Source organism: Myxococcus sp. AB025B, assembly GCF_006518215.1.
In the GTDB taxonomy this organism is placed as follows: domain Bacteria; phylum Myxococcota; class Myxococcia; order Myxococcales; family Myxococcaceae; genus Myxococcus; species Myxococcus fulvus.
On the sequence record NZ_SRLW01000139.1, the window covers coordinates 1 to 25,332 of the forward strand.

At 70.6% G+C, this 25,332-nt stretch carries 23 protein-coding genes; 15 read left to right on the forward strand and 8 right to left on the reverse strand.

Translation table 11 applies throughout. From position 1 onward, the window contains the following. The 5 genes from FL311_RS45245 to FL311_RS22910 form a co-directional block, all read left to right on the forward strand. The coding region (locus tag FL311_RS45245; protein WP_228557009.1) for a hypothetical protein at positions 1–495 on the forward strand (495 nt) is incomplete at its 5' end. Positions 496–541: 46 nt separating this feature from the next. After that, entirely contained in the window at positions 542–2,947 is a 2,406-nt protein-coding gene (locus FL311_RS45250) for a serine/threonine-protein kinase (RefSeq protein WP_228557012.1), read from the forward strand. Further along, positions 2,947–3,678: a hypothetical protein gene (locus FL311_RS22900; protein ID WP_141327898.1), complete on the forward strand. Its 732-nt coding sequence runs from the start codon at positions 2,947–2,949 to the stop codon at positions 3,676–3,678. Before FL311_RS45250 ends, FL311_RS22900 begins: the two co-directional genes overlap by 1 nt. A gap of 66 nt (positions 3,679–3,744) precedes the next feature. Next, entirely contained in the window at positions 3,745–3,987 is a 243-nt protein-coding gene (locus FL311_RS22905) for a hypothetical protein (protein ID WP_046710746.1), read from the forward strand. A 106-nt stretch (positions 3,988–4,093) separates the two neighbouring features. Further along, positions 4,094–4,528 (forward strand): biopolymer transporter ExbD, encoded by a 435-nt coding sequence (locus FL311_RS22910; RefSeq protein ID WP_141327900.1) that lies wholly within the window; start codon positions 4,094–4,096, stop codon positions 4,526–4,528. 17 nt (positions 4,529–4,545) lie between these two features. Here the strand turns inward: FL311_RS22910 and FL311_RS22915 are convergent, their stop codons facing one another. Then, on the reverse strand, positions 4,546–4,854 hold the full coding sequence (locus FL311_RS22915; protein WP_141327902.1) for a hypothetical protein: 309 nt from the start codon (positions 4,852–4,854) through the stop codon (positions 4,546–4,548). A gap of 263 nt (positions 4,855–5,117) precedes the next feature. On the opposite strand from FL311_RS22915, the gene FL311_RS22920 reads away from it, so the two are divergent. Then, positions 5,118–5,465, forward strand: coding sequence for a hypothetical protein (locus FL311_RS22920; RefSeq protein WP_141327904.1), 348 nt, complete (start codon positions 5,118–5,120; stop codon positions 5,463–5,465). Positions 5,466–5,495: 30 nt separating this feature from the next. On the opposite strand, the gene FL311_RS22925 is transcribed toward FL311_RS22920, so the two are convergent. Beyond that, a complete protein-coding gene (locus FL311_RS22925) occupies positions 5,496–6,062 on the reverse strand; it encodes a pyridoxamine 5'-phosphate oxidase family protein (protein ID WP_141327906.1) in 567 nt (188 codons plus the stop codon). A gap of 101 nt (positions 6,063–6,163) precedes the next feature. Between FL311_RS22925 and FL311_RS22930 the strand changes: the two genes are divergently transcribed. The 5 genes from FL311_RS22930 (at position 6,164) to FL311_RS22950 (ending at position 14,096) form a co-directional block, all read left to right on the forward strand. Continuing rightward, positions 6,164–6,901 carry a phosphatase PAP2 family protein gene (locus tag FL311_RS22930; RefSeq protein WP_141327908.1) on the forward strand — a complete coding sequence of 246 codons (738 nt, stop codon included), beginning with the start codon at positions 6,164–6,166 and terminating at the stop codon, positions 6,899–6,901. Between the two features lie 206 nt (positions 6,902–7,107). Next, entirely contained in the window at positions 7,108–8,856 is a 1,749-nt protein-coding gene (locus tag FL311_RS22935) for a histone deacetylase (protein ID WP_141327909.1), read from the forward strand. A 38-nt stretch (positions 8,857–8,894) separates the two neighbouring features. After that, complete coding sequence (locus tag FL311_RS22940; RefSeq protein WP_141327911.1) at positions 8,895–9,554, forward strand: DapH/DapD/GlmU-related protein; 660 nt, start codon at positions 8,895–8,897, stop codon at positions 9,552–9,554. Positions 9,555–9,683: 129 nt separating this feature from the next. Continuing rightward, on the forward strand, positions 9,684–11,831 hold the full coding sequence (locus FL311_RS22945) for an ATP-binding protein (protein WP_228557010.1): 2,148 nt from the start codon (positions 9,684–9,686) through the stop codon (positions 11,829–11,831). 744 nt (positions 11,832–12,575) lie between these two features. Beyond that, positions 12,576–14,096, forward strand: a complete 1,521-nt coding sequence (locus FL311_RS22950; RefSeq protein WP_368668582.1) for an LVIVD repeat-containing protein — start codon at positions 12,576–12,578, stop codon at positions 14,094–14,096. Here the strand turns inward: FL311_RS22950 and FL311_RS22955 are convergent. From FL311_RS22955 to FL311_RS22965, 3 genes are all read right to left on the reverse strand, one after another. Then, positions 14,093–15,247, reverse strand: a complete 1,155-nt coding sequence (locus tag FL311_RS22955; RefSeq protein ID WP_141327915.1) for a hypothetical protein — start codon at positions 15,245–15,247, stop codon at positions 14,093–14,095. The two genes, FL311_RS22950 and FL311_RS22955, sit on opposite strands and share 4 nt — an antisense overlap. Positions 15,248–15,461: 214 nt before the next feature. After that, positions 15,462–16,970, reverse strand: a complete 1,509-nt coding sequence (locus FL311_RS22960) for a hypothetical protein (RefSeq protein WP_141327917.1) — start codon at positions 16,968–16,970, stop codon at positions 15,462–15,464. A 139-nt stretch (positions 16,971–17,109) separates the two neighbouring features. After that, positions 17,110–19,071: a HEAT repeat domain-containing protein gene (locus tag FL311_RS22965; RefSeq protein WP_141327919.1), complete on the reverse strand. Its 1,962-nt coding sequence runs from the start codon at positions 19,069–19,071 to the stop codon at positions 17,110–17,112. Positions 19,072–19,287: 216 nt separating this feature from the next. Here FL311_RS22965 and FL311_RS22970 point away from each other — a divergent pair, with 216 nt between their 5' ends. From FL311_RS22970 to FL311_RS22985, 4 genes are read left to right on the forward strand one after another with little or no spacing between them, the layout of a single operon-like run. Beyond that, positions 19,288–19,677, forward strand: coding sequence for a hypothetical protein (locus FL311_RS22970; protein WP_141327921.1), 390 nt, complete (start codon positions 19,288–19,290; stop codon positions 19,675–19,677). Between the two features lie 8 nt (positions 19,678–19,685). Beyond that, positions 19,686–20,849: a VCBS repeat-containing protein gene (locus tag FL311_RS22975; RefSeq protein ID WP_141327923.1), complete on the forward strand. Its 1,164-nt coding sequence runs from the start codon at positions 19,686–19,688 to the stop codon at positions 20,847–20,849. Positions 20,850–20,882: 33 nt separating this feature from the next. Then, entirely contained in the window at positions 20,883–21,320 is a 438-nt protein-coding gene (locus FL311_RS22980; protein ID WP_194869330.1) for a hypothetical protein, read from the forward strand. Beyond that, entirely contained in the window at positions 21,317–22,009 is a 693-nt protein-coding gene (locus FL311_RS22985; RefSeq protein WP_141327926.1) for a solute carrier organic anion transporter, read from the forward strand. Before FL311_RS22980 ends, FL311_RS22985 begins: the two co-directional genes overlap by 4 nt. 65 nt (positions 22,010–22,074) lie before the next feature. Here FL311_RS22985 and FL311_RS22990 read toward each other — a convergent pair whose 3' ends face one another. The 3 genes from FL311_RS22990 to FL311_RS23000 form a co-directional block, all read right to left on the reverse strand. Then, positions 22,075–22,911 carry a Hint domain-containing protein gene (locus tag FL311_RS22990; RefSeq protein ID WP_194869331.1) on the reverse strand — a complete coding sequence of 279 codons (837 nt, stop codon included), beginning with the start codon at positions 22,909–22,911 and terminating at the stop codon, positions 22,075–22,077. Between the two features lie 48 nt (positions 22,912–22,959). After that, positions 22,960–24,441: a M4 family metallopeptidase gene (locus FL311_RS22995; protein ID WP_228557011.1), complete on the reverse strand. Its 1,482-nt coding sequence runs from the start codon at positions 24,439–24,441 to the stop codon at positions 22,960–22,962. Positions 24,442–24,693: 252 nt separating this feature from the next. Next, positions 24,694–25,329 carry a hypothetical protein gene (locus tag FL311_RS23000; RefSeq protein ID WP_228557013.1) on the reverse strand — a complete coding sequence of 212 codons (636 nt, stop codon included), beginning with the start codon at positions 25,327–25,329 and terminating at the stop codon, positions 24,694–24,696. Positions 25,330–25,332 lie beyond the last annotated feature (3 nt).

Sequence of the window (25,332 nt, forward strand, 5' to 3'; positions counted from 1 at the left end):
GGGATGGGGGGCGGATGTACTCGCGCCTGTGAGTGCCTGGAGGCAGCCGCGGCCTGCGTGGAAGGGCGGTGCACGGAGACGTGCACGTCCGACTTCACGTGCCGGGATGGGCGACGGTGCAACAACGACGAATGCGAGGTGGGGCCCCGGTTGGGTGAGGCCTGCAAGGACCCGTTCGACTGCGCGGACACCGCGAGGTGCCGTCCGGAGCGGCCCCGGTGCGAGGAGTCCTGCAACCCGAACGCGGGAGGCGGCATCTGTCCCGCGGGCTACCAGTGCGCGTTGGATGGGCTGTGTGTGCGCGAGTGCACGGGACTCCCTGAATCGACGGGGGAAGTCTGTGAGAACTCGTGGGACTGCGCGACCTGCGCGGTGTGCCTGAGCTCGGGGGCGGAGTCGCGGTGTCGGCGCACCTGTCGGCTGGACAGGGACTGCCCCGGGGGTGCCGTGGGAGCGTGCGAGCAGGTGGGCGAGACGAAGGCCTGCCGGCTGTAGCACTTGGGTTGCTCGCGAGAGGCGGCTCCCCGAGAATGCGCCCGTGATGACGGGTGAGGTGGTTTCGGGCCGCTACCGACTCGAGCGGGAGCTGGGGCGTGGGGGGATGGCCACGGTCTTCCTGGCCGTGGACCTGCGCCTGTCCCGGCCCGTGGCGTTGAAGCGGATGCACCCCGGCAAGGACCCCGGGCGCGTGGAGCGCTTCCGACGCGAGGCCGAGCTGGCGGCCTCCCTGCGCCACCCCAACATCCTGGAGGTGCACGACTTCGGTGAGGACGCGGAAGGTCCGTTCCTCGTCTGTGAGTGGGTGCGGGGCGAGGACCTGCGCAGCCTCGCGGCGAGGCTCGGGCCGGTGCCGCCCGAGGCGGCGCTGGTGCTGGGCTGGGAGCTGTCGCGGGCCCTGTCCGCGGCGCACGCGAGCGGTGTCGTGCACCGCGACGTGAAGCCGGACAACGTGTTGGTGGCGGAGGGTGGGCCGCTGAAGCTGGCGGACTTCGGGCTGGCCGCGCTGGAGGACCAGGAGCGGCTGACGAGCACGGGCGCGGTGACGGGCTCGCTGGCGTACATGGCGCCCGAGCGCATCGACACGGGCGCCTTCTCTCCAGCCTCGGATGTGTATGCCGTGGGGGTCATCCTGTTCGAGCTGGTCTCGGGCGGAACGCCGCATGCGGGCAAGGGCGCCGCGCACCTGGCGGCCTCGGTGATGACGCGGGATGCGCCGTCGCTGACGGAGGTGGTGCCGGGGACGCCCGAGTCCCTGTCGGCCCTGGTGTCCAGGTGTCTGGCGAGGGAGGCCCGGAGCAGGCCGATGGATGGCGGCGTGCTGGCGGCGGAGCTGGAGGCGCTGCTGCGGCAGGAGGTGGGGCCGCCCGCCGAGGTGGCTCGGGAGTTCTTGAGCAACCCCGTGGCGGGTGCCATCCAGTGGCGGAAGTCTCGCTTCCAGCGATTGCTCGCGGAGGGGCGTACGCTGCTGGCGAAGGGCGAGGGTGCTCGCGCCGCGAAGGTGCTCAACGCCGCGCTGGTGTTGGAGCCGGCGTCGCCCGAGGTGGTGGCCCTGCTGCGGGAGCGGCAGCGGCCCAGGAGTTCACGGGCGCGGTGGGCCGCGGGGTTCGTGCTCTGCGCGGCGACGGGGCTGGGTGGCTGGACCTTGTCGCGGCATCACGAGGTGACGCGAGCCGAGGATGCGTGGTCGGCGCCAGGGGCTGGGGACTCGACGCTGTCCCCGGATGACGCGACACAGCTCCGTGAAGGTCCGTCGGGTGCACGCGCCGACGACGCGACGACGTCCCAGGATGGCCAGGCAGGCGCTGGGGTCGCGGGCTCGACGCCGTCCCGAGACGGCCAGACAGGGGCCGCGGGCGCGTCGCCATCCCGAGGAGCGCGGGTCGGGGGGGCGACGCCGTTCCGAGAGGGACACACTGGTGCACGGCCCGAGGGCGCGACGGCGTCCCAGGAGGGACACGCAGGTGCATGGGGTTCGGGCGTGACGCCGTCCCGAGGAGAACGGGCGAGCGCACGAGACTCGGACATTGGAGCGGCAGACGCGGGGAAGGCGTCGTGCGTGGAGGGAGGCTCCTCTTCGGAATGTCTGAAGGCGCTCGCGCGAGGGAGCGAGGACGCGGGGCGCGGAGCCGAGTCCCTCATGGATGACGGACTGGGAGGCGAGAGTGTCAGCGCGGCGCGCGAGGCCCTCGCCGAGTTGTCGCGGACGCAGGCGAAGAAGGCGATGGGTGCGCGGTCCACCGGAGGTCCTTCGACGCGCGCCGGGAGCGCCGCGGCTCCGCCGCCGAGCACCGCGGGCGAGACGACCGTGGGGGCTCCGACGCCGGCGGAGTCGACTCCCGCGCCCCCGGGCACGGACGTCGCGGGTGGTGGCGAATCGAAACCACGGGGAGACGTGACGTCGGTAGCGCATGCACCCGTGGGAGATTCAGTGAAGCCGGAGTCGATGGAGGGCTCACCCGTCGTTCCCGTGACGGGTGACTCCGCGCAGCCGGCGAACCCGGACTCGAGCGCCGCCGCGCCCGTGAGCCCCGGCGTGCTGAAGCTGACGGCGCGCCCGTGGGCGGAGGTCTTCGTGAACGGAGAGAGCCGGGGGTACACGCCTCGGGTGCGCGAGGTCTCGTTGCCCGCGGGGACGCACCATCTGCGCTTCGCCAACTCGTTGTGCGACGAGGTGGAGATGCAGGTGTCGCTCGCGCCTGGGGAGACGGTGACGCGGGACGTGGTGTTGCCGTTGCGCAAGGCGGAGGTGCTCATCGTCGCGCCCGTGGGCTCGCGGCTCTTCGTGGACGGCCGGGAGGTGGGCGTGGCGCCGCTGGCGAGCGCGGTGAAGGTGGAGCATGGTCGCCACACCGTGACGGCGCGGCGCGCGGGTGCGCCCGTGTTGCAGCGTGAGGTGGACGCCGTGGCGGGACGGCAGCTCGAGGTCTCGATGGAGGGGCCGCCGTGATGATGGGTGTGGCCCTGGTGCTCGGGGTGCTCGCCGCGTCGCCGCTGGATGGCGCGCGGGAGGCCTACCAGTGCGGAGAGCTGTCCCGGGCGCGCGCGGAACTGGAGTCATTGCTCTATCCATTGCGGCTCGATGGCGACGAGCTGGAGGCACATGCGCACCTGCTGCTGGGGGCGACGTGGCATGCGCAGGAGGAGCTGGCGCGCGCCGAGGACGAGGTCGTGCGCGGGCTGTCCGCCCACGAGGGCGCGGCGTTGGACCCGCTGTTGTATCCGCCGGACTTCCTCGCCTTCGTGGATCGCGCGAGGACCCAGCATGCCTCGCGCATCGCGGAGCTGCGGGCCGAGCGGCGTCCGCGCCTGATGCCTCCGCCGACGCCCATCGCCACGCCGGTGCGCGAGGTCGCGACGCGAGAGGCGCATCCGACGATGTCCCGGGCCTGGTACCTGGCGCCGCTGGGCGTGGGGCACTTCAAGCAGGGACGCTCGGGGATGGGCACTGCGCTGGCGGTGAGCCAGGGGCTGGGGCTCGCGATGGCGGGTGTGTCGCTGGGGACGTCGCTGTCGCTGCGGGGCCCGGATGGGCGCTACAGCGCGAAGGACGAGGGGACGGCGCGCACGCTGAACGTGACGTACCTGGTGGGCGCCTATGCCTTCGCGGCGGCGTATGCGTATGGTGTGTTCGACGGGCTGGTGCTGACGCCCGAGCCGCCCGCTCGCCCGGTGCCCTGAGGGGCGGGCGGGATTTTCGTGCCGCGCCGCGCCCTTTTAGGGAAGGCAGGAGGACTGGAGACCGCCATGACGACCGACATCATCCGCGAGCGCCGCTTCAACCCCATCATCGCTGGTGTGTTGTCGTTCTTCTTCCCGGGGTTGGGGCAGCTCTACAAGGGGCAGCTCTTCCGGGCCATCCTGTGGTTCTGCTTCGTGGGCGCGGGGTACTGGTTCTTCGTGTTCCCCGGCATCGTGCTGCACTTCTTCTGCGTGCTGGGCGCCGCGTTCGGCAGCGCGGGGCAGGACCGGTTCCGGCTGTCGCGGTAGCGGCGCGCCGTGACGGAACGATGACCGCTCGCGGGACGTCCGCCCGCCAGCCGCGTCTCGCGTCCGTGTACCCAGGTGACTGTCCCTTCCAGCAAGGAGCAGCCGCATGGGTATGTCCGTCGGTGGTGGCCGGGGTGGCGTGAAGAGTGAGATCAACGTCACGCCCCTGGTCGACGTGGTGCTGGTCCTCCTCATCATCTTCATGGTGGTGACGCCGATGATGCAGCGAGGCCAGCAGGTGGCCCTTCCTCCGTCGCGACAGCCGGACGAAGAGAAGGCGACACCGAGGGATCCGCTCATCCTCTCGATGACGTCGGACCGCCGTCTGTTCGTGGAGGCGGAGTCGTACGCGGACGAGAAGGCCTTCCAGGCGAGGCTCCAGGCCGCGCTTCGAGCGGAGCCAGGCCGGGGGCTGTTGCTCAAGGCGGACCAGTCGCTCACCCACGCTGATGTGATGAAGGTGATGCGACTGGCCCAGGGCGCCGGGGCGAAGCAGGTGGCGCTCGCGGTGGTGAAGCCCGGAGAGGGCGCTTCACCGTAGGCCCGCGTGTCGAGCGGCTACTCCAGCTCCAGCTCGACACCGCCTCCGAGGCGCAGCGCGAGGTTGACGAGGGCGCCGGTGATGAGGCCGAGAACGAAGCCCGCGAGGCCGTAGAGGATGACGGCGCCCACCATCAGGAGGAGCCCGCCACCCAGTCCCAGCTCGCCCAGGTGCAAGCCCTTGCCGAGGATGGCGTAGGTGCGGGGTGAGCCGAGCAGCAGCACCGCCATGCTCGTCAGTGTTCCCACGGTGACGCCAATCAACGCATAGAAGGCACCCAGACACTTGCCGAGCGAGATGGCGCCGACACCGCGAATCACTGTCATTCCAAGTCCTCCCCCTCCGCCAGGACTGGCGGCACTTCTCACCCCTTTAAGGAGCCGAGGACAGGGACGAAAACGAAGGGCGGCCCGCGGTCAGCAGGACTCTCCCTCCGGGTCCATGGCACCGTAGGGGAGCCGCGTTGGAGTAGTCCCTCCACGCATTAGCCCCTCGCAGCGGGCGGCGCGCTGGTTCTGGCCCCGTTGTGAGCAAGTGACCTATGTCCCGTGACGATATGGCGAACACCCTCGGTCTCGATTTGAACAGCATGCTGCTGGCGCTGAACCCCGTCATCGACAGTCAGGAGGAGGGCTCGAAGGAGCAGGAAGCGCTCAAGCTTGCCCAGGCTGCCCTCCTCTACATTCGAGACAGTGCGAAGGAGGCTGAGTTCGCCAGGTACTACGCGCAGTTCTCCGATACCTCCTTTACGGTCGAGGTTTCACAGGACTTCGAGTCGAGAGCGGAGGCGGACGAGTGGCTTGCCAGTGGGAAGGCCCGGGACTCCGAGCGGGTGAGAATCGCTGGCAAGGGCTTCATGGTCGTCCAGGCGCAAGGACGGTTGTTGTTCATGGTCGCGCCTCTTCCCGAAGAACTGAAGGCGGATGAATCCGAGTAGGAACCCGGTCCGCCTCGGGGCATCCCGCCGTCAGTCGGACTCCTCCTCGTCGAAGAGGCCGGTCGGCAGGCCGTCGATGCTGTGTGCGTTCTTCTTGCGCCGGTACTCCGTCAACCCTTCCTCACCCTTGCTCTCCGCCCAGCGCGTGAGCGTGGGCCTGTCACTGGTGAACTCGTACAGGGGCACGCTGTAGCCGCAGGACTTCTGCACGAGGTCGATGTCGAGCTTCACCAGCTGCCGCGCCCCCAGTGGCTCCACGCCGCCGAACTCGTGGGCCAAGAGCCGCGTGTACTCGGCGCTTCCACGACGCAGCACCTGTCCCCGCCCGTAGAGGCGCAGAATCATCGGCGGCCCCTCGAAGGCGCAGAACATGAGCGTGAGTCGCCCGTCGGCGCGCAGGTGCGCGGCCGTCTCGTTCCCGCTGCCGGTGAGGTCCAGGTAGACGACCTCATTGGGCCCGAGCACGCGCAGCGAGTCGAGCCCCTTCGGGGACAGGTTCACCCGCCCCGTGCTCGCGGCGGAGGCCGTGAAGAACATCCGCTGGCGCAGGATGAAGTCGCGGTGGAGGGGCTCGAGGTGCGGATACTGGGTGGCCATGAGGAGTCCCTCGGGAAGGCGCGTCGAAGGCGTGGAGGACAGCGGACACTCAGCGCTTCCCAGGAGTCTCGGGGCGCGCATCCATGCATAGTGTCACGAACATGTGGCGTGGCTTGTGGGCTCAGTGGGCGCGGAGGTCGGACCGGAACGTGGCGGTGACGCGGCTCTTCGGGATGCTGCTGCTCCTGGCGGTGTGCTGCCTGGGCTTCATCGCGCTGTCGGACGAGGTCTCGGAAGGCGAGACCCAGGACTTCGACGAGCGCGTGCTGCGCCTGCTGCGCAGCCCCGATGACCCGTCCCTTCCCCGAGGCCCCTGGTGGCTGCGGCTCACCGCGGAGGACGTGACGTCGCTCGGCGGCGCGCCGGTGCTCTTCCTGGTGACGCTGGCGGTGTGCGGCTTCCTGCTGCTGGTGCGTCGCTACCGGACGTTGCTGCTGGTGCTCGTGGCCACCGTGGGCGGCACGCTGCTCAACGGCCTGCTCAAGCAGTTCTTCTCGCGTCCCCGTCCCTCCGTGGTCCCCCACCTCAAGGAGGTGATGACGACCAGCTTCCCGAGCGGCCACGCGATGCTGTCCGCCATCGTCTACCTGACCCTGGGCGCGCTCCTGGCGCAGCTCACCGAGCGCCGACGCCTCAAGGCGTACATCCTCACCGTGTCGCTCCTGCTCCCGGTGCTCGTGGGCCTGACGCGCGTGTACCTGGGCGTGCACTACCCCACGGACGTGCTCGGCGGCTGGGTGGCGGGACTCGCGTGGGCGCTGCTCACCGCGCTCTCCGCGCGGGGCCTGCGCCGTCGCAGCCCGGCCCTGCGTGAAGAGGCCCGGCGTCAGGTGGAGTGAACGCCGCCCTCGTCCACCAGGGCCGCTCGGTCGCCCGGTCGCCGACTTCCGGACCCTCTCAGCGGTCGAGAGCGGACGACCCTCGCCCCCCGCGCCCACGAAAAAGCCCCCATGGGCCTCCCGCTGGGCGAAAGTCGCGCTCCCGTGCGCCGTCCATCCCGCTGCCCTCCGAGTCGTCCGCTCCCACCTCGCGCGAGGTGCGCGGCATGAGCGTGTGGCGCTGGCTGGGCCGGTGGCTTCCCTTCGCTCGCGGCGAGCACGTCCCCATCTTCTACGACGAGGACTACCGCCTCCCGCTCACCGGCATCGAGACCACCGTAGGCGTCGAGCCTCGCGGCGTGGACTTCACCACCTGGTATCTGCTCGAGAAGCACGTCGTCCGCCCCGAGGACGTCTACCACCCCAGGCAGGTCAGCTACGCGGAGCTGTCCCGCGTCCACGACGCCGCCTACCTGGAGTCCCTCGGCCAGCCGGAGACACTCGCTCGCATCTACGCGGTGGACCCGTCCGAGGTCCCCGCCGACACGCTCCTCTCCAACGTGCGCCTCGTCTGCGGCGGAACCCTGGGCGCCGCCCGGCTCGCGTTCGGCCGGCGAGGCCCCGTGGTCAACATGGCCGGCGGCTTCCACCACGCCGCCCCGGGACGCGGTGGCGGGTTCTGCGCCGTCAACGACATCGCCGTGGCGCTCGCCGCCCTCCAGGCCGATGGCTACGAAGGACAGACGGTCGTCCTCGACCTGGACGCCCACCCACCCGACGGCACCGCCGAGTGTCTCGCCGGCCACCCCAAGGTGTGGATCGGCTCGCTGTCCGGCAGCGACTGGGGCTCGCTGCCCGAAGGCGTCGACGAGACGCGTGTGCCCGAGGGTGTCACCGACGAGCAGTACCTCGCCCTCCTGGAGGCGATGCTCGCGCGCATGCCCAGGCCGCGCCTCGCCTTCGTCATCGCGGGCTGCGACGTGCTCGCCGGAGACCGCTTCGGCCGCGTGGGCCTCACCGTGAAGGGCGCGCGGCGCAGGGACGAACTCATCGCCCGGGCGCTGCGCGGCGTGCCCAGCGTGTGGCTCCCTGGCGGCGGCTACCACGCCGAGTCGTGGAAGGTCTTCGCCGGCACGGTGCTCGTGCTGTCCGGCATGGCGGGCCGTCGCATCAAGGCGCGCTATGACCCGATGAGCGCCCGCTACCAGCGCATCTCGCGGATGCTGTCCCAGGAAGGCGCGCCGCTCGACGAGCCGCTGACGCTCGAGGACCTGGAGGGCTCGCTGGGCCTGGGCGGCGCCGTACAGCCGCGCGTGCTCGGCTTCTACACGGCGCAGTCGCTCGAGTACGCGCTGTTCCGCTACGGCCTGCTGTGGCAGGTGGAGCGCCTGGGCTACAGCCGCCCGCGCGTGGAGGTCGGCTCCACCGGCGCCGGAGACCGCATCAAGGTCCTGGGCCGCGCGGGCGGCGAGGAGCACCTGCTGGTGGACGTCGTCGTGGAGAAGCGCTCCATCACCGGCGAGCCGTACTTCTTCGTCAACTGGCTGAGCCTGCGCCACCCCCGCGCGCGCTTCAGCGAGCGGCGTCCCCAGCTCCCCGGCCAGGACGTGCCCGGCCTGGGGCTCGCGCGCGAGGCCACGGAGATGTTCGTGCTCATGGCCAGGCGCCTGGGCCTCGCGGGCGTGGCCTTCCGTCCCATGTGGTATCATCTGGCCGTCGTGGCCCGCGCGCGCTTCCGCTTCGCCGACCCCGCGCGCCAGGGACGCTTCGAGGCGATGATGCGCGACCTCGCGTCCATGCCGCTGCTGGAGGCCACGCGCGCGATGGCCGAGGGCCGCGTGAGGCTCGACGGCGAGCCGTACCGCTGGGAGGCCGACGACATGGTGCTGCCGCTCGAGCCCATCCCCGTCGACACCGACGCCATCGCCGCCGAGCGCGAGCGCCACCACTTCACCGTGGCGCCCCGGCTCGGCTGAGCCCCCGCGCCCCCGCGCGGACATGGTAGGCAGGGGGCGTGGACCTGGACGCGCTCCGCCGTGAGCAGCACAAACGCCGCCTCTCCTGGATGCCGTGGCTCTACTTCGTCCTCAAGCCCCGACACCGGGGCTGGGCGGAGGCCTGGCAGCAGGAGGTGCAGGCGCTCCTGATGGAGCTGGAGACCGTCACCATCGCCGAGGGCTGCTTCGTCGCCCCCGAGGCCCGCATCTTCGCCGAGCCCGGTCGCACCGTCGCCCTGGGCCCCGGCTGCAGCATCGCCGCGGAGGCCTTCGTCCACGGGCCCGTCATCCTCGGTCCGCGCGTGAGCCTCAACGCCCGCGTGAGCCTGGATGGCGGCGCGGCCGGCATCCGGGTGGGCGAGGGCACCCGCATCGCCAGCGGCGCCACCCTCTACGCCTTCGACCACGGCCTCGCCCCGGACCGCCCCGTGCGTGACCAGCCCGTCACGTCCCGAGGTATCAACGTGGGCGCGGATGTATGGATAGGTGCCAACGCGGGCGTGACGGATGGCGTCACGATTGGCGACCACGCGGTGGTGGGCATGGGGGCCGTCGTCACTCGCGACGTGCCGCCCTGGGCCATCGTCGGAGGGGTGCCCGCCCGCGTGCTCGGCGACCGCCGCGAGCGCCCCCGCTCGGGGATGCCGGGCGGGTGGGAGCCAGGCGACCAGGGGTGAACCTTCTCCGCCTTCATTGACTTCCCGACATTCGCCGGCCCTATGCTGGAGGGGAGGTCGCCACCGGGAGGGGCACAGGGTCTGGAGCGGTTTTCACCCGACCCCTCGACGCGGGCGCAGGAGGCCGAAGTGGCAGACGAGCGGCGGGACGAGGGGCGCGTCGAGGCCCTGGCACAGGTTCCCGAGGCGAGCACGAGCGGCCTGACCGCGCGGCCCGCGTCCATGGATGGAGGGGCCGCGGTGGCGCGGCGGCTCCAGTCCCTGGATGGGCTGCTCAGCGAGGTGGTCTTCCAGCTCGACGCCCAGGGGCGTGTCACGTACCTGGGGCCCGGGTGGGAGAAGCTCACCGGGACGCTGGGCGTGGTGTCGCAGGGACATCCGCTGACGGACGTGGTGCATGGGCTGGACCGCGAGAGCGCGCGTCACCTGCTGGAGTCGGTGGCCACGCAGCAGGTGGCGGACGCCCGGCAGGAGCTGCGCCTGTTCGTCGGCGGCGAGTCGCGCTGGGTGGTGCTCACGGCGCGCGGCGTGTCGGGGCAGCCCGGTGAGGTGGTGGGCACGCTGCTGGACATCGACTCGCGTCGGCGCGCCGAGGAGGCCGTCGCCACGCGCGAGCGCTACCTGGAGACGATGGTGGAGGTGCAGCGGCGGATGATGCCGCACCAGGACCCGAGGGACCTGTACACGTCCGTCGTCGAGCCCCTGGGGCGCGTGTCCGCCGCCTCCCGCGTCTACGTCTTCGAGATGCACCGCGCGCAGAACGGGGCGCTGCTCGCCTCGCAGCGCGCCGAGTGGTGCGAGCCGGGCGTTCCTCCCAACCTGGAGGACCCGAACATGCACGGGCTGCCGCTCCTGGAGGCGCTGTGGCCCGAGCAGGCCGCGGACCTGATGCGCGGCGAGCCGGTGCAGGGCCTGCCCCAGGACTTCACCGAGGTGCTCACGCCCATGCTGGAGGCGCAGGGGGTGCGCTCGGTGCTGCTGTTGCCGCTGCACGTGCACGGGCAGCTCTTCGGCGTCATCGGCTTCGACAACTGCCGGGAGGCGCGGCCCTGGGGGCCCATCGAGGTCAATCTCCTGTCGGGCGCGGCGGGCACGCTGTCGCTCGCGCTGGAGCAGCGCAATGACAAGGCCCTGCGCGTGCGCACGGAGACGACGCTGCGGCGCACCGAGGCGGGCGTGCACCTGCTGCTCGAGTCCTTCCCGGACCCGGTGATGGTGCACGTGGGGGACGGCGTGCTGCTGTCCGTCAACCCCGCGCTGGTGCAGTACCTGGGGTATCGGGACGCGTCGGAGCTGCTCGGGCGGCACGTGCTGGAGCTGGTGCGCGAGGAAGACCGGAGCGCGGCGCAGCTCTACCTGGGGCAGGCGCTGGAGGGGAAGGGCGCGGCGCGCGCGGTGGAGGTGCCGCTGGTGCGCCGCGACGGCGAGACGGTGGTGGCGGACCTGGTGACGCTGGCCGTGGTGTTCGACGGGACGCCCGCGTGGGTGACCATCGCGCGGGACTTCACCGAGCGGAAGCGCTCGCAGGCGCAGCTCATGCTGGCCGACCGCATGGCGTCCATGGGGTTGCTCGCGGCGGGCATCGCGCACGAGCTGAACAACCCGCTCGCGTATGTGTTGTCCAACCTGGACTTCCTGCACGCCACGGTGGGCCCGCGCGCGCGGCCGCTGACTCCGGACGACCTGGTGGAGTGTCGCCAGGTGCTGGACGACGCGCGCGAGGGCGCCGAGCGGATGCGCCAGATTGTCCGCCAGCTGCGGGTGTTCTCGCGGGTGGACGACACGCGCGAGGAGCCGGTGGACGTACACCGGGTGCTCGACTCGGTGGCGCAGATGGCGGCCAGCGAGGTGCGGCCCCGCGCTCGACTGGTGAAGAGCTACGGCGAGGTGCCGCCGGTGCGCGGCAACGAGGGCAAGCTGTTCCAGGTGTTCCTCAACCTGGTCATCAACGCCGCGCACGCGATTGAAGAGGGCCAGTCGGAGACGAACGAGATTCGCATCACCACGCGGCCGGACGACGGCGCGCGCGTGCTGGTGGAGGTGAGGGACACCGGCGGCGGCATCCCCCCGGAGCACCTGCGCCGCATCTTCGACCCGTTCTTCACGACGAAGTCCGCGGGCATCGGCACCGGCCTGGGCCTGTCCATCTGCGACACCATCGTTACCGCGCTCGGCGGCCACATCTCCGTCGAGTCGTCCGTGGGCGTGGGCACCACCTTCCGCGTGGCCCTGCACGCCGCGCCCCCGGGCATCTCCGACGCCCACCGGGGGCTGTGACGCGCTGTCCGGTGACACGCCACCTCGCGCGGCGTGCCGTCGGGTCCTGAGCAAGCCTGTCCGGTGATTCGTCACCTCGCGCGGCGAGTCGTCGAGACCTGAGCAAGCCTGTCCGGTGATTCGTCACCTCGCGCGGCGTGCCGACACGGCTTGAGCAAGCCCGTCCGGTGACACGCCACCTTGCGCGGCGAGTCGTCGAGACCTGAGCAAGCCTGTCCGGTGACACGCCACCTCGCGCGCTGTCGTTGGACGGAGCCTGCGCAATCCCGTGCGGTGAGACACCGCTCGCGTGGCGCAGGGGGCGAGTCATCCTTCTGGGTGGCTCGTCGCCTCACCCGATGTTCGGTGGGACAGCGCGCTCCATGACACGGGCGCGCTCGCGTCATGACTCGCGGTCGCGGGTGGCTCGACATGCAACCGTGACACCAGAAGGGCCGTCGACGCGCTCGTTGCCATCACGCGCATGCGGTTCCCCTTCACGGCGCAACTGTTTCCGCGCGCGGCGCGAATCCGACGGGGCCGCCCCTTTGATTCGTTGCCCGCACTCTTGCGTGGCGTCTCCCCCGAGGTCTCCCGATGCCTTTGTTCCTCCGCTCGTCCTGGGTGCTCTCTGTCACATGGGGTCTGCTTCTCTGCGCATCCCCAGGCTGTCGCGACAAGCCAGACCCCACCCCCGATGCCGGCTCGCCCGTCGATTCGGGCACTCCCGATGCCGGGACGCCACCCTGGGACGGCACGTACACCGTGCTCGAGGAGCTCGGCGACGGCACGGGAGACCCGGGCGTGCTCGCGCCCTGCGACGTCGTCCCCCAGGTGGGCGAGAGCCCCGCCGGTGGATGCCTGGACCCGTCCGTCTTCGACCTGTCCGCCTGCGACACCTCGACGCTCGCGAATGTCCCGGCGGACGGCATCTTCCATACGCGACTGCGACGCGAGACCGCGCAGCCGGACGGCGGCCTGGTGGGCTCGTACTACACCGTGACGATGGACCTGGTCGGCGACGGCGGCCCCAGCAAGTTCTACTACGCGCCCGTCACCCATGAAGTGCGCGAGGCGAACCGTCTGCTCCTCGGCATCCACACCGTGGGCCGCGACGGAGGCAGCACCACCACCGTGCTGGCCGGCTGCGAGGCGCCGGACCACCGCTCCTTCACGGGCTGCTTCGCCCGGTGCACCAACGGCCGGGTGACCCAGCGGGCCACCGCGCACGCCGACCGCATGGTGTGGCGTGAGGGCGAGGAGGAGTCCTCCGGTGGCCTCTCGCTCGTGTCGGAGACGTACGTCGCGCAGGGCACCCCGCTGGACATCTACGTCGCGAAGAACCACGCCTACGTCGTCTCCGCCAACGCGTATCTGCGCCCCGGCAAGCCCGGCGGCATCACCGTCTTCGACGTGACGGACCGGAGCCACCCGGTGCTGAAGAAGGTCATCAGCCTGCCGGAAGACCAGCTCTGGAACAGCGTGTGGGTGAAGGGGGACGCGCTGTACGTCGCGAGCCAGGACACCGGCATCGTGGTCTTCGACATCTCTGACCCCGCGGACCCGAAGCTCGTGCGCCGCGTGCCCTCCAGCGCGCCCTACGCCGTGCACACCGTGCTGGTGGACGGAGACCGGCTCTACGGCATGGGCCTGTGGCCCTCCAGCAACACGCTGGTGTTCGACGTGTCCACGCCGCTCGAGCCCGTGCTGCTCCAGCGGCTCGCGTTCCCCCTGGCCGGGGCCTACGACGGCGCCCATGACGCCTTCGCCTACCAGGGCCGGCTCTACATCAGCCACTTCGAGGGCGGCCTCAAGGTCGTCGACGTCGCGAACCCGGACGCCATGCCGCTGCTCGGGACGTACACGTACCCGAACACCACCGCGCACCACAACGCGGTGGGCACCTTCGCTGGCCGCACCCTCGTCTTCGAGGGCGGCGAGAACCACGGCGCGCACCTGCGCGTGCTGGACGCGACCGACCCGGCGAACATCGTGAAGATGGGCGAGTTCCGGCTGCGCCCCACCACGTCCATCCACAACATGCTCCTGGTGGGCTCACGCCTGTACGTCGCGTGGTACCAGGAGGGCGTGCGGGTGCTGGACGTGTCCAACCCCACGCAGCCCCGGCAGGTCGCCTACTACAACACGCACCGCGAGACGGACCCGGAGCGGACCGATGACGTCTTCGAGGGCGCCATCGGCATCCGCATTCCCGGGGACGGCTACGTGTACGTCGTGGACACGTCACGCGGCCTGCTCATCATGAACGAGCTGGCGGGCCCCTAACTACAGATGCCCAGGGGTTGTGAGCCCTCCACGCCGAGCAGCGGTATCTTGTGGGTGATGCCCGCCCACTGCGCGATGGTGATCCACCAGGTCTTCTTGAAGAAGAGCACGCGCACCTTCGCGTAGGCCTTGAGGGTGCCGGACAGCGCGTTGAGGTCCAGGTCCGTGCGCAGCTTCCAGTCGAGCGAGCACACGGGCCAGAACACCTCGCCGGAGGCGGGGAGCGTGGCGTTGATGAGCGCCAGGCTCCCCTCCACGCCGATGGCCACGACGATGACGTCCACCGACGCGGACGCGGTGACGTTGGACCAGCCGCCCGGCGTCGCCGACAGCCTGGCCACCGTGGGGCCCACCAGCCCGTGCACCGTCAGCTTCACGCCGCCGGACAGCGAGCCCTTCACCGTGACGGGCACCGGTCCAATCATGAACGTCTTGGACGCGGAGAAGAACGTGCGGCTCCAGTTGATGGGCGGCGGCGCGTACGTGGCGTACAGCGGCGTGGACCAGACCTCCTGACCCACCACGTACAAGGCCGCGGTGCCGCTGTTGTCGCCCCCGTTCTGCCCCACCACCTGCGCGCGGCCGCGCACCAGGTCATGCTCCGAGGAGAACACCTGGGCGAACAGCTTGCCCTCGGCCACGGCCACGACCTTCTTGTCCGCGTTGACCGTCGCCGTCTCCGCCGTCAGCACGGCGTTGAGGTGATAGCCTGCGCCGAACAGGCTGTTGCCGAAGCGCTCCGTGCGCACGTAGGACTTGTTGAACGTCTGCGACGGATTGGTCCACGGCATGATCTCCGTGGGCGGCGGCACCATCGGCGTGAAGGCCTCCGGAATCGTGGCCTGCTGGATGTCGATGTTGTGCGTGAAGTCCGTGGCGTCGTACTGGAGCTGGCCTCCCGTGCGGTTCGCCTCGTCCTGGAGGATGGCGTACTCCTGCGTGACGCTGTAGCTCGCGGCCGGCGAGAAGGGCGCCACCTGCGACTCCCAGGGCACCTTGTCATTCAACGTGTAGCCCGGCGCATACGTGACGAAGGGATACTTCGAGGGCTGGACGACGTACGGCGTGGAGTCGACGTAGCTCTGCGCCGCGACGAGCCCTGGAACGACGACCAGCATCAGCGCGAGCGCGCGCGATACCGCCTTGTTCATGGGACCTCCCGAGGGGTGGATGGAGAGGTCTATTTACTCCGGGTGAAGTCGAGGATGTGATTGAAAGCGGCGGTCTCACCCCGGAGTGAGGGGTTGTGTCTGCCTTCTCACGCTCGTCAGGGTTGAGGTGTGGTGGGGGTGTACCCTTTCACCGTGGAACGTTCGGACTCGCTCGACCTCGGTGGGCGGGCGATGCACGGACGGGGCTGCTCGGCTACGGCGTAGCGCATGCCACGGGGAGTTGGCACGTCGTAGTGTCGATGGGCAACGACGGGACGTTGGCGCAGTCCCGCACCGGCGTGCCCACGTAGCATCCCGTGCAGCACCTGTAGGCGGTGCTGTACCCGTTGTATCCCGCGGGCACTGGAATCTGTGTCCCGTCGCAGTAGGACCAGTGCGCGACGTTGCATGTGTTGCAGCGCGCGTAGACGGTGTCTGTCAGGCGGCATTGGGTCAAGACTGGGTCAATCACGCCTCGGCCGATCCACGCAAGAAAGTCCTCGCACCCTCCCATGCTCGCCTCAACCATCTTCCATCCGCACGACAGCTTCTGGTCTCGTGCCGCGCATCGGGCGCAGTCAGCAGCCGGGTCTCCTCCCCCAAACCCAGCGGTGGTGCACCGGCTGCAGAAACGGGCGCACGACCACACCTGGTCCGTCCCGTTGTCTCCTTCTTCGTGGTGCAGGCCCGTGCTCCAGTGCAGCAACTCATGGAAGAGCGTCCGTTCGAGCCCCTGTCCGGCGACGACGTAGGGCGCGAGGTTCATCCGATAGGGGCCAGAGCGCAGCTCATCCAGTCTCGAGGGCGGTCCAGGGTCGGTTGCGGCGCGAATGCCAGGGCACTGTCCTCCACACCCGATGAAAGTCTTGATGTCGGAGGCCAGCGCGGACTGCATCATTGTCCCGAGAGTGCTGTTGGTCGCCCCCAGGCATTTGGTTGAATCCGGTATCTGCTTGAGTGCCGCGATGAGCTTCGCCGTCTGCTCGCTGGTGCAGGCCCCGGGCGAAGTCCCGGTGACGATGTTGACCGCGGGCATCGAGGCCACCGACGTCGTCGACGTCATGTCCGCCGGGAAACCGGCCATGCTGTCGCAACGCGTGCCAGCGCTCCAGTGGGTTTCCCGCTCCTCTTCGGGGTGCGGCTGAATGGCTGGAGCCTCTCTGTCGGACTCCACCCGCCAGCCGCGCCCGCCTCCATCCAGCGACACCAGTCGTTCTCGGATGATTCTGATGTCTTGACGGGAGCCTAGCTGGGTCCGGCGCTGGTCGAACTCTCCGTCTCCATTCGTGTCCTCGAGCCACAGTTGCACCATCACGCCGCCGTCGAACGAGAGGTCATACAAGGAGTCGGTTCGAGAGTCCTCGTCGTAGTCGCCCCAGTGAGTGGTGAGGTCTCCCTCGCGTCGTATGGTGAGTACCGGACGGGTGCTTTCATCGTTGTAGTATTCGACGAATCGCGCACCCCCATCCTCCACCCGGGAGACGATGCGATTCGTCGTCCCGTCGCGATTGGGAATGGTGATGCTGCCTCCGAGTCGCTCCACTTCGCTGATGGCTTGAAGCTCCTTTGCCGCGGGTGACTCGTCCACCACGACGACGTGGTGTCCGCGAGACGGTGTGCCTCCGTCCGGCCGTGCCTCGGGTCGGCTCCGCTCGGCGCCGTCCTGACAGCTCGCCAGTCCGAATGCCGCCATGGCCGCGACAGCTCCAGCCGTGATTCGCATGCCCCGAGCTCCTCGCGCCGTTGCCGGGTCTGGATACTGCGGCGAGGCAGGGTGTCCTCTTGCCCTCGGGGGCAGCGTCGTCTTCTCGGCAGATGTGTTCGCTGCCTCCACCGAGCGGGTGAACGCTCACCCCAAGGTATCAGGGCTGGGGCGTCGTCGGGGTTTCCACGTAGGTGTTGGCCATGCGTCGCAGGTCCGGGTTCTTCTCGTGCTGGCTCGCCCAGCGCAGCAGGGCCAGGGCGCCCGGGGTGGCGTGGCGGTGCTGGCCGAGCAGCTGGAGGATGTCGGAGCGCACGCCGTCGGAGGGGTCCTCGCGCAGGGCCTGTCCCAGCACGGGGAGCAGCAGCGGCTCGAGCGGGCGGAAGCCGCAGGCGAAGACGGCGGCGCGGCGCACCTCGGAGGCGGTGTCGTTCACCAGCCGCTCCACGAGCAGCCGGTCCGCCTCCGGGCCAGGGATGTTGCGCAGCGCGACGAGCGCGGCCTCGCGCACCCGGGAGGCGTCGGAGCGCAGCGCCTCGGTGAGCGTGTCGAGCACGCCCGGCGAGCGGGTGTTCCCCAGCGAGCGCAGGAGCAGGGCGCGCTGCTCGGCGTCGCGCGCGGCGCGGTAGTCGTTCTTCAGCTCCTGCACGAGCGCCTCCGCGTCGCGGCCCGCGGTGTCGCTCATCTGGAGCGCCGCGTTGCCCAGGGCCAGCGTGGCGGTGCCGCGCAGCTTGGGGTCCTCGGTGCGCGACAGCTGCCGCAGCGTGTCCACGCCCTCGCGGATGGGGTTGTCCGCCATGCCCAGCGCGGAGACCGCATCCATGCGCACGTCCGACGTGAGCGCGGTGTCCCCCGTGGCCTGGACGAGCGCGCGCAAGGACTCCGGCGTGCTCGCCGCGGAGAGCGCGCCCAGCATGGAGCTGGCGGCCAGCGGCGACAGTCCCTGGGTGCGCAGCAGCGCGGGGATTCGCGCGGCCTCCTCGGGGCGCAGCAGCAGGAGCGCGCGCAGCTGCTCCAGGGCGCGCGTGCGGACGTCGTCGCGGGCCTTCTCGTCGGACGGCAGCGAGAGCAGGTCCGCGAGGATGTCCTCCAGGCGGCGCTTGCCCAGCACCTGCCGGTGGTGCGCGAGCGGGTCCGCCGCCTGGCCCTGGAAGCTCGCCAGGGAGGCGGCGCGCAGGCGTCCAGCGCGCGCGGCGAAGGCGCCCACGAGCGTCGGCTCCTCGCGGCGCTCCAGCAGCCGCAGCGTCAGCTCCATCGCGTTCGTCACCGTGGGCATCCCCTGGCCGGACTCCACCGTGAGCTGCTCGCGCGACTGGAGCGACTGGAGCCACCCGTCCTCGCCCAGCTCGAAGGTGGCACCCCCGCTGACGCTCATGCGCGGCGACGTCCCGAGCGGCTGCAGCCCCTGGGGCGTGGCCACGGCGGTGTACTCGCGCTTGCGCTTGTCGAAGCGACGCTCGCCCTGGCGCTGGTACTCCGCCGAGTACTGGCCGGAGGTGTCCTGCTCCTCGGTCCGCCACGTCGGCGTGGGCGCGCCCTCCCGCACGAACTGGGACGTGGCCACCACCGAGCGGAGCAGCCCCATCGCCAGCTCGTCCACGCCCTGCTCGAAGTGGGTGAGCGTCACCGCGCCGCGCGCGTCCCGCGTCACGAAGAAGGGCTGCGACAGCGCCGCCTCCATCGCCTGCCGCGTCTCGGGCGACAGCGCCCCCTGTCCCTCCACGTCGAGCGTGAAGGCGGTGGGCCGCAGCTGGAGGCGCACGATGACCTCCGCGCCCTCCGCCGAGACCAGGCCCTCGTCCCACTCGCCCTTCAGGGTGATGCGCATGCCGGGCGGCGCGCCGCCCTGGGACGCGGGCTGTCCGGTGAAGGACATCGTCAGCCCCAACGTCAGCGCGTGACGGTGCAGCGTGCCCGGCACCCAGGCCCGGGAGCCTCGTGGCGCGAGCGGCTCGGAGGGCGCCGCGCCGGGGCTCGGGAGGGTGTGCGTCTTCGCGCGGACGTGGGCGACGGTGGGGTCGGAAGACGTCGTGTCGGTGGCATTCTTCCACCACACGCCACCCAGTCCCGCCAGGAGCAGGACGGCTGCCAACGCGACGACGTTCAGCCGCTTGCGGCGCATGAGTCCCCCGGGACGATTCCTTGACTTGGGTACGGCACCCAAACCACGCTTGTGATTGCTGGGTCGGGAACGACGAGGTCCCGAGGATATAGCGAAACCCGTCGGTGGGGGGCTGACCCGATGAAGCCACGTCGCTATCGTCAGCTCGCACTCCCCGTGTGCGAGCTTGAAGCGCCCTCGAGGTCGAGGTGGAGCGGGTGGTGGGGAGTCGTCGCCGTGTTGGGATTGATGGCCTGTGGTTCCCGGGAGCAGGCGCCGCCGCCCCTGGTGCTGGGCGCGAGCGTCCAGTCGATGCGAGGCTGTCCCGCGGCCCGCTCGGCGTCGGTCCAGGACTCCTGCATGGCGGGCTGTCACCTGGGCTGCGGTGACGGGGTCTGCCAGGACGAGACGGAGGCCACCTGTCCCATCGACTGTTTCTGCGGAGACGGTGTCTGTACCGCGGAGGATGTGAACAGCTGTCCCGTGGACTGTGGCTGCCCCGGCTCCTGCGCGGGCGCATGTCATACGGGGACGCTGGCCTCGGCCAGGCACGCCTGCCCGCGTGAAGTGGTTCCCGGACGTCTGCTGCCGGGTGACCCGTTCGCGATTCCCGACCGCCGCCCCTAGGAGCCGTCATGTTCCGGTACTTCTCTCTCGGATGGGTCTGCTGCGCGCTGCTGGCGTGCTCGTCCTCGACCATCTCGCCCCGGGGCTTCCCGGACGTCCAGTGGCTGGGCTTCACCGAGGCGCGCGTGACGCACGCCGCGGGAGGCACCCAGGCGCGCGGGCTGCACACGGCCGACGTCGACGGGGACGGCGTGAAGGACCTGGTCCTGGTCGCCTCGCAGACCGAGCAGGTCTGCATCCTCGACGGAGCGGGGAAGGGCGCCTTCGCCGCGCCCCGCTGTCTGTCGGCGGGCACCACGCCCATGGACGTGGCGGTCAGCGACGTGAACGCGGACCGTCGTCCGGACCTGCTCATCGTCGGCCACTTCGCCAATGCGCTGACGGTGCGGCTGGGCGCGCCAGACGGCACCTTCCGCGAGGGCGTGCCCCACTCGCTGGGCAATCACTCGCAGCAGGTGCGCGTGGCGGACCTGGATGGTGACGGGCTGGTGGACGCGATGACCAAGAACGCGGGCTCGGGGGGGTACTTCAACATCACCTTCCTGAAGGGGAAGGGAGACGGCACGTTCGGCGCGGCGGTGCCCCACTCCGTCACGGGGCTGCCGCGAGACCTGGTGCTCGCGGACGTGAACGCGGATGGTCGTCCCGACGTGCTGGTGCTCAACACCAACAGCTTCACGGTGGACGTGCTGCTCGCGACGGAGCGCGGCGAGCTGTCCGCGGCGGCGCCCGTGCGCTTCGCCGGCTCCGCGGACGACGAGCCCTTCCGCCTCGTGTCCCTGGACGTGAACGGGGACGGCCTCTTGGACCTGGTCATCTCGCACAGCGTCTCGGACTCCGGCTACCTCTCCGTGCACCTGGGGGACGGAAGGGGCGGCTTCACCGAGGTGTCCTCCCTCCCCGCCGACGCGCCGGGCGAGCTGGTGGTCGCGGACTTCAACCAGGACGGCCGGGAGGACGTCGCCTTCGCGGGATTGGAAGGGGGCGTCTACCTGCTGCTCGGCGAGGAGGCCGGGGGGCTGGGGGCGCCCACGCGCGTGGCCGCGGGCACGACGCCTTCATCCCTGGTCGCGGAGGACCTGGACCAGGACGGCTTCCCGGACCTGGCCTGGACGACGCGCGACTCGGTGGAGGTGCTCCTGGGCTCCACCGTCCGTGTCCCGCGCCGTTGAGGCTCGCGCAGTGAATCCATCGAGGAGGTTGGCATGAAGCAGCTCTGGGTCGTCATCTGTCTCGTCACCGCGGGCTTCGCCAGTCCCGCCTGGGCGCAGCTCAGCGGCCGATGCGGCGGGGACGACAACCTCACGCCGCAGCAGGTCGCCGGACGCAACGCCTGGGCGCGCAAGTGCAACTACATCTCCGCGGCGAAGGAGGCGATTCTCAACGCGGACAACGAGTACCAGGTCTTCGCCAACGGCTGTTTCCAGTACCCCTGCTCCACGAACAACTGTCAGTTCTTCGTGCCCGTGTCGGCGAGCGCGCCGTGCGTGTCCGGGCTCATCAACCTCGGCTCGTGCGTGGCCCACCGTGAGCGTCAGGCTCCGCGTGAGGGACTGCTCGCCTATCTGGAGGCGCTCGAGGCGCCGTGGCCGCCCGCGTGGCTCCGGTTCGCCGCCTCGCGGGACGCGGCGGGTCCGACATGAGCGCGGCGAGGTTCGCGTTGGTGGCGCTGTGGCTCGCGGCCTGTGGCCCTGTCGCGCCGGTGGAGTCGGAGCTGGGCGAGGCATCCCAGGCGCTGCCCTACTGCCCCTGTCCGATGGTGCCGCTCCAGGAGACCTCGGACGTCGACCCGATGTTGCCCCAGTGCAACCTGCTCTACTGCGAGGTCTGCGGAGACGGCTACTGCGCGCCCTCGGAGAGCCCGTGGAGCTGTCCCTACGACTGTGGCCCCGCGAGCGTGTGCGGAGACGGCGCCTGCAACGGCGCGGAGTTCGAGGGCAACTGCCCGTCGGATTGCTACTGCGGCGACGGCCAGTGCAAGGGCGAGACGGTCTACACCTGTCCCGTCGACTGCGGCTGTCCCAACCCCTGCGGTGACGGTGTCTGCGGCGCGGGCGAGTCCACCGCCACGTGCCCCGCGGACTGCGGCACGGCGTGTGGTGACGGCACGTGCAACGGCACGGAGAGCGTGTACACCTGCCTGGACGACTGCGGCTACTGCGGCGACAGCTACTGCGCCAGCACGGAGAGCTGGGGCTCGTGCCTGGACGACTGCGGCTTCTGCGGCGACGGGCTCTGTTCGTCCCGGGAGTCGCCCTACACGTGCAGCCAGGACTGTGGCTTCGCCGGGTCCTGCATGCTCCCGCAGTACCCCTGTCCACACATCCCCTGAGGCCTCCGCGAGGCGGGGCTCCGGCCGTGCTGACCGGAGCCCCGTGACGACGGACGGTGTGGGGACTACAGCCCGCCGACGTCGACCTCGTCCCTCAAGGACAGCCGGTAGTCATCCTGTGCCCACTCGTTCTGGAAGCGCACGGAGCCGGTGAGGAAGCCCTCCGCGTTCATCACGTTCTCCAGCTTCACCTGGCTCTCCGGCCGGACGTTCCACACCTGGCCCTTGAAGCTGAAGACGGTGACGCGCGTCAGGTGCAGCGGCTTGCCGTCGGCGCCCATCAGCGTGTCGCCAGCCTGCAGCGTGCGCGCCTTCACCATCGTCCCGTCGCCGAGCACCATCGGGTGCTCCGCGGTGACTTCCAGCCGGCGGCCTTCCTTCGTCTCCAGGGCGAAGATGTCCTCCTGCGTGTCACCCGCCACGTAGCTGCGGATGGTCTGCTCGCCGTAGCGCAGCAGCCCCGGCTCGGAGGTGGGGCTCAGCGCCGTGACGGTGGTGACGCCGGACGCGTAGGCCTCCGGAATCGGCAGCATGCGGCCGTCGAAGGCCACCTTCTGCGTGGGCGTGGTGCAGCCCGCCACGCAGGTGCCCAGCTTGTTCAGGCCGGTGATGCACGCGGAGGCCTCGTCCGCGGGCACGTGGAAGCTGCACGACGAGCCCGCGGGCACCGCCGGGTACGCGAAGCAGCCGTTGGTGAAGACCTGGTACTCGTTCTCCGTGTTCAGGTACGCCTCGCGCGAGGCGGTGATGAGGCCACACTTGCGCGCCCAGGCGTTGCGGCCCCGGGCGAGGTCGATGGTGACGAGCTGGTCGTCCTGGAAGCAGCGCGTGGACAGCTGCGCCAGGGCGGTGCTCGACAGACAGACCGAGAAGACTGCGGCTGCGATGAAGACGTTCTTCATGGGTTCTCCTTCAGGTGGTGGGGTGGGACTTCCGCTCGGTGCCGCGTGTCAGGGCACGCCCGCGGCGCTCCAGGCGTCGCGCACCGAGCTCACGACCGAGGCGTCGTACCGGTCCGTCGCGGCCTGCACGGTGTAGGCCTTGGCCTGGGACATGGTCGTCGTCGACGTGAAGTAGGTCGTCGCGGCGAAGTAGAAGGTCTGCGCCGCGCGGTTCATGCCGACGCCACCCACGTTGATGGGCGACTTGCCGCGCGGGTGCGTGCCGCCCGTGACGAGCAGCTTGAAGACCAGGTTGGGGATGCCCGAGTTCCAGTGCACGCCACCGTTGTCGGCGGTGCCCGTGTAGCGCTCGGGGTAGAAGTCACGCGACGAGTTGTCGCGCGTGGGGTTGTCCATGTAGCGCAGCGCGTCCCCGGAGATGTTCGGCGTCCAGATGTCCTCGCCAATCTTCCAGACGTCCGCGTCCAGCGCCCCGCCGCGCGCCCAGCTCTCGCAGATGGCCGCCGCGATGTCCGACAGGCTCTCGTTCAGCGCGCCGGACTCGTTGCGGTACACGAGCCCCGACTCGTACTGCGTCACCGCGTGGGTGATTTCGTGCGACACCACGTCCAAATCCAACCCGAGCTGGCCCGAGTTCACGTTGTCGCCATCCCCGAACACAATCTGGATGCCGTCCCAGTACGCATTCACATACGCGGAGCCGTAGTGGACGGTGCTGGTGATGGTGGCGCCCCGGTCGTCGAACGAGTCGCGACCGAAGATGGTCTCGTAGCAGGCGTACGTGGTGCCGATGTGGTCGTAGTTCCGGTCGATGTGGGCGTCGCCCGTGGCCCCGCCACCCTCCTGGCGCCGCAGGGTGCCGGGCGTGGTCCACTGGTTGTTGGCCGAGTGCACGCGCCGGTTGAGCCCCCCGTGGATGAGCGGGTGCACGTCCAGCACCCGGCCCGACGACGCGTCCACGTAGACGCGGTCCTTGGCGGGCCCATCCTCGCGGGTGCCCACGCGCAGCACTTCATAGGCGGCCGACAGCGGACCCTCGGCGCCCAGGAAGTAGACGAAGCGCGGCTCGCCCTCGACCTTCAGCGTGTCCAGGCCCTCCAGCGCCGCTTCAGTGACGGCGTGCAGCGGCAGCCGCGCCAGCGTCGACGGCTCCCCCGCGCCCCGCGCCGAGCCGTTGGCCGCGTACACGACGCCCTGGTCGTCCACGTGCACCACCAGCTCGCCGCCCTTCACCGGGACGCCGTGGCGGGTCTGGTCGTAGCGCACGTGGGTGTAGCCCAGGTCGTCCGTGCGGCTGTTGCGCACCGTGAGCTCCTCGGCGCGCAGGCCGAACACCGGGGCCAGGTTGCGCAGCACGGGCGCGAGCGCGTCCGCCGCCTTCAGCGAGACGAGCGAGCGGTCCACCGTGCCGAGCGAGCCGCGGATGAAGCTCGGGGTGCCGTCCCGGCCCGCGTCGACGACCTCCACGCGGCCCAGCGCCGCCAGCGCGGCCTGTCGAGCCTCCGGGGTGTTGTCCCGGGTCGGGTCCACGGGGGCCTCGCCGCAAGCGGCGCCCCACATGGCACAGCACGCCCCAATCAATCCCAGTTTCCAAGTCCGAGTCACGACGCGCTCCTTGTCTTGCGGGTAGGTGCTGCTCTGCATGGCTCCAGCGCGTGCGGGCCTCCCACGCCTGCGCTCGCGCGGCAGGGGCGGAAAGGGACGGACGTGTCGTGTCGTCGTCGGAGGCCGACGGCGCTGGCACTGCGGGACCCATGGGGATGGGTCCAGTCCGATGGCGGACTAGAGGTGCGCGGTCATCCGCTGGACCTCGGCGGGGCTGGCCCCCGACTCCGCGAGCCCGGCCATGAGCGCCTCCCTCAGGAGGCTCTTGAGCCGGGGATTGTCGAGCCGTGTGTACGTGTCCACGGCGAGCTGCCGGTCCACCTGCGCCAGGCGGAAGAGCAAATCGTATTTCTCACCCACCAGCCCCTTCTTCACCGAATCCGACAGGCCGCTGTCGATGGGCGACAGCGCCAGCGACGTCATCGCGTCGCGGGCGGCGGGCTCGTTCGGCGCCAGCTCGAAGAGCAGGTCGATCATCGCCATGCGCTCGAGCACCGGCTCCGGCTTGTTCTCCATGAACCGCGCGTCGGCGGGCAGCTGCTGCAGGGCGGTGGGGTCCGCCAGCTCGCCGCGCAGGCCGTCGATGCGCGAGGCGACGTCGCGCGCCAGCTCCTCGACGAAGACCTCCTTGCGGAAGAACGCGTTGAAGCGCCCGGCCCGGTACTGACGCGCGGACTGGCGCGCGGCCTCTCGCCGCGTCTTCTGCTCCGCGTCCACGTCGCTTGGGGGCGGAGCCGCCACCGGGCTTGGGGCCTGGGCCATGGGCGTGGCGGGACGTGGCGCCGGCGTGGATGGGCGCGCGGTGGGGGACAGGGG

Excerpts from the sequence above, each read along its gene's own strand:
- FL311_RS45250 (WP_228557012.1), top strand. The coding sequence starts at position 542 with ATGACGGGTGAGGTGGTTTCGGGCCGCTACCGACTCGAGCGGGAGCTG.
- FL311_RS22900 (WP_141327898.1), top strand. The coding sequence starts at position 2,947 with ATGATGGGTGTGGCCCTGGTGCTCGGGGTGCTCGCCGCGTCGCCGCTG.
- FL311_RS22905 (WP_046710746.1), top strand. The coding sequence starts at position 3,745 with ATGACGACCGACATCATCCGCGAGCGCCGCTTCAACCCCATCATCGCT.
- FL311_RS22910 (WP_141327900.1), top strand. The coding sequence starts at position 4,094 with ATGGGTATGTCCGTCGGTGGTGGCCGGGGTGGCGTGAAGAGTGAGATC.
- FL311_RS22915 (WP_141327902.1), bottom strand. The coding sequence starts at position 4,854 with ATGACAGTGATTCGCGGTGTCGGCGCCATCTCGCTCGGCAAGTGTCTG.
- FL311_RS22920 (WP_141327904.1), top strand. The coding sequence starts at position 5,118 with ATGCTGCTGGCGCTGAACCCCGTCATCGACAGTCAGGAGGAGGGCTCG.
- FL311_RS22925 (WP_141327906.1), bottom strand. The coding sequence starts at position 6,062 with ATGGCCACCCAGTATCCGCACCTCGAGCCCCTCCACCGCGACTTCATC.
- FL311_RS22930 (WP_141327908.1), top strand. The coding sequence starts at position 6,164 with ATGTGGCGTGGCTTGTGGGCTCAGTGGGCGCGGAGGTCGGACCGGAAC.
- FL311_RS22935 (WP_141327909.1), top strand. The coding sequence starts at position 7,108 with ATGAGCGTGTGGCGCTGGCTGGGCCGGTGGCTTCCCTTCGCTCGCGGC.
- FL311_RS22955 (WP_141327915.1), bottom strand. The coding sequence starts at position 15,247 with ATGAACAAGGCGGTATCGCGCGCGCTCGCGCTGATGCTGGTCGTCGTT.
- FL311_RS22960 (WP_141327917.1), bottom strand. The coding sequence starts at position 16,970 with ATGCGAATCACGGCTGGAGCTGTCGCGGCCATGGCGGCATTCGGACTG.
- FL311_RS22965 (WP_141327919.1), bottom strand. The coding sequence starts at position 19,071 with ATGCGCCGCAAGCGGCTGAACGTCGTCGCGTTGGCAGCCGTCCTGCTC.
- FL311_RS22975 (WP_141327923.1), top strand. The coding sequence starts at position 19,686 with ATGTTCCGGTACTTCTCTCTCGGATGGGTCTGCTGCGCGCTGCTGGCG.
- FL311_RS22980 (WP_194869330.1), top strand. The coding sequence starts at position 20,883 with ATGAAGCAGCTCTGGGTCGTCATCTGTCTCGTCACCGCGGGCTTCGCC.
- FL311_RS22985 (WP_141327926.1), top strand. The coding sequence starts at position 21,317 with ATGAGCGCGGCGAGGTTCGCGTTGGTGGCGCTGTGGCTCGCGGCCTGT.
- FL311_RS22990 (WP_194869331.1), bottom strand. The coding sequence starts at position 22,911 with ATGAAGAACGTCTTCATCGCAGCCGCAGTCTTCTCGGTCTGTCTGTCG.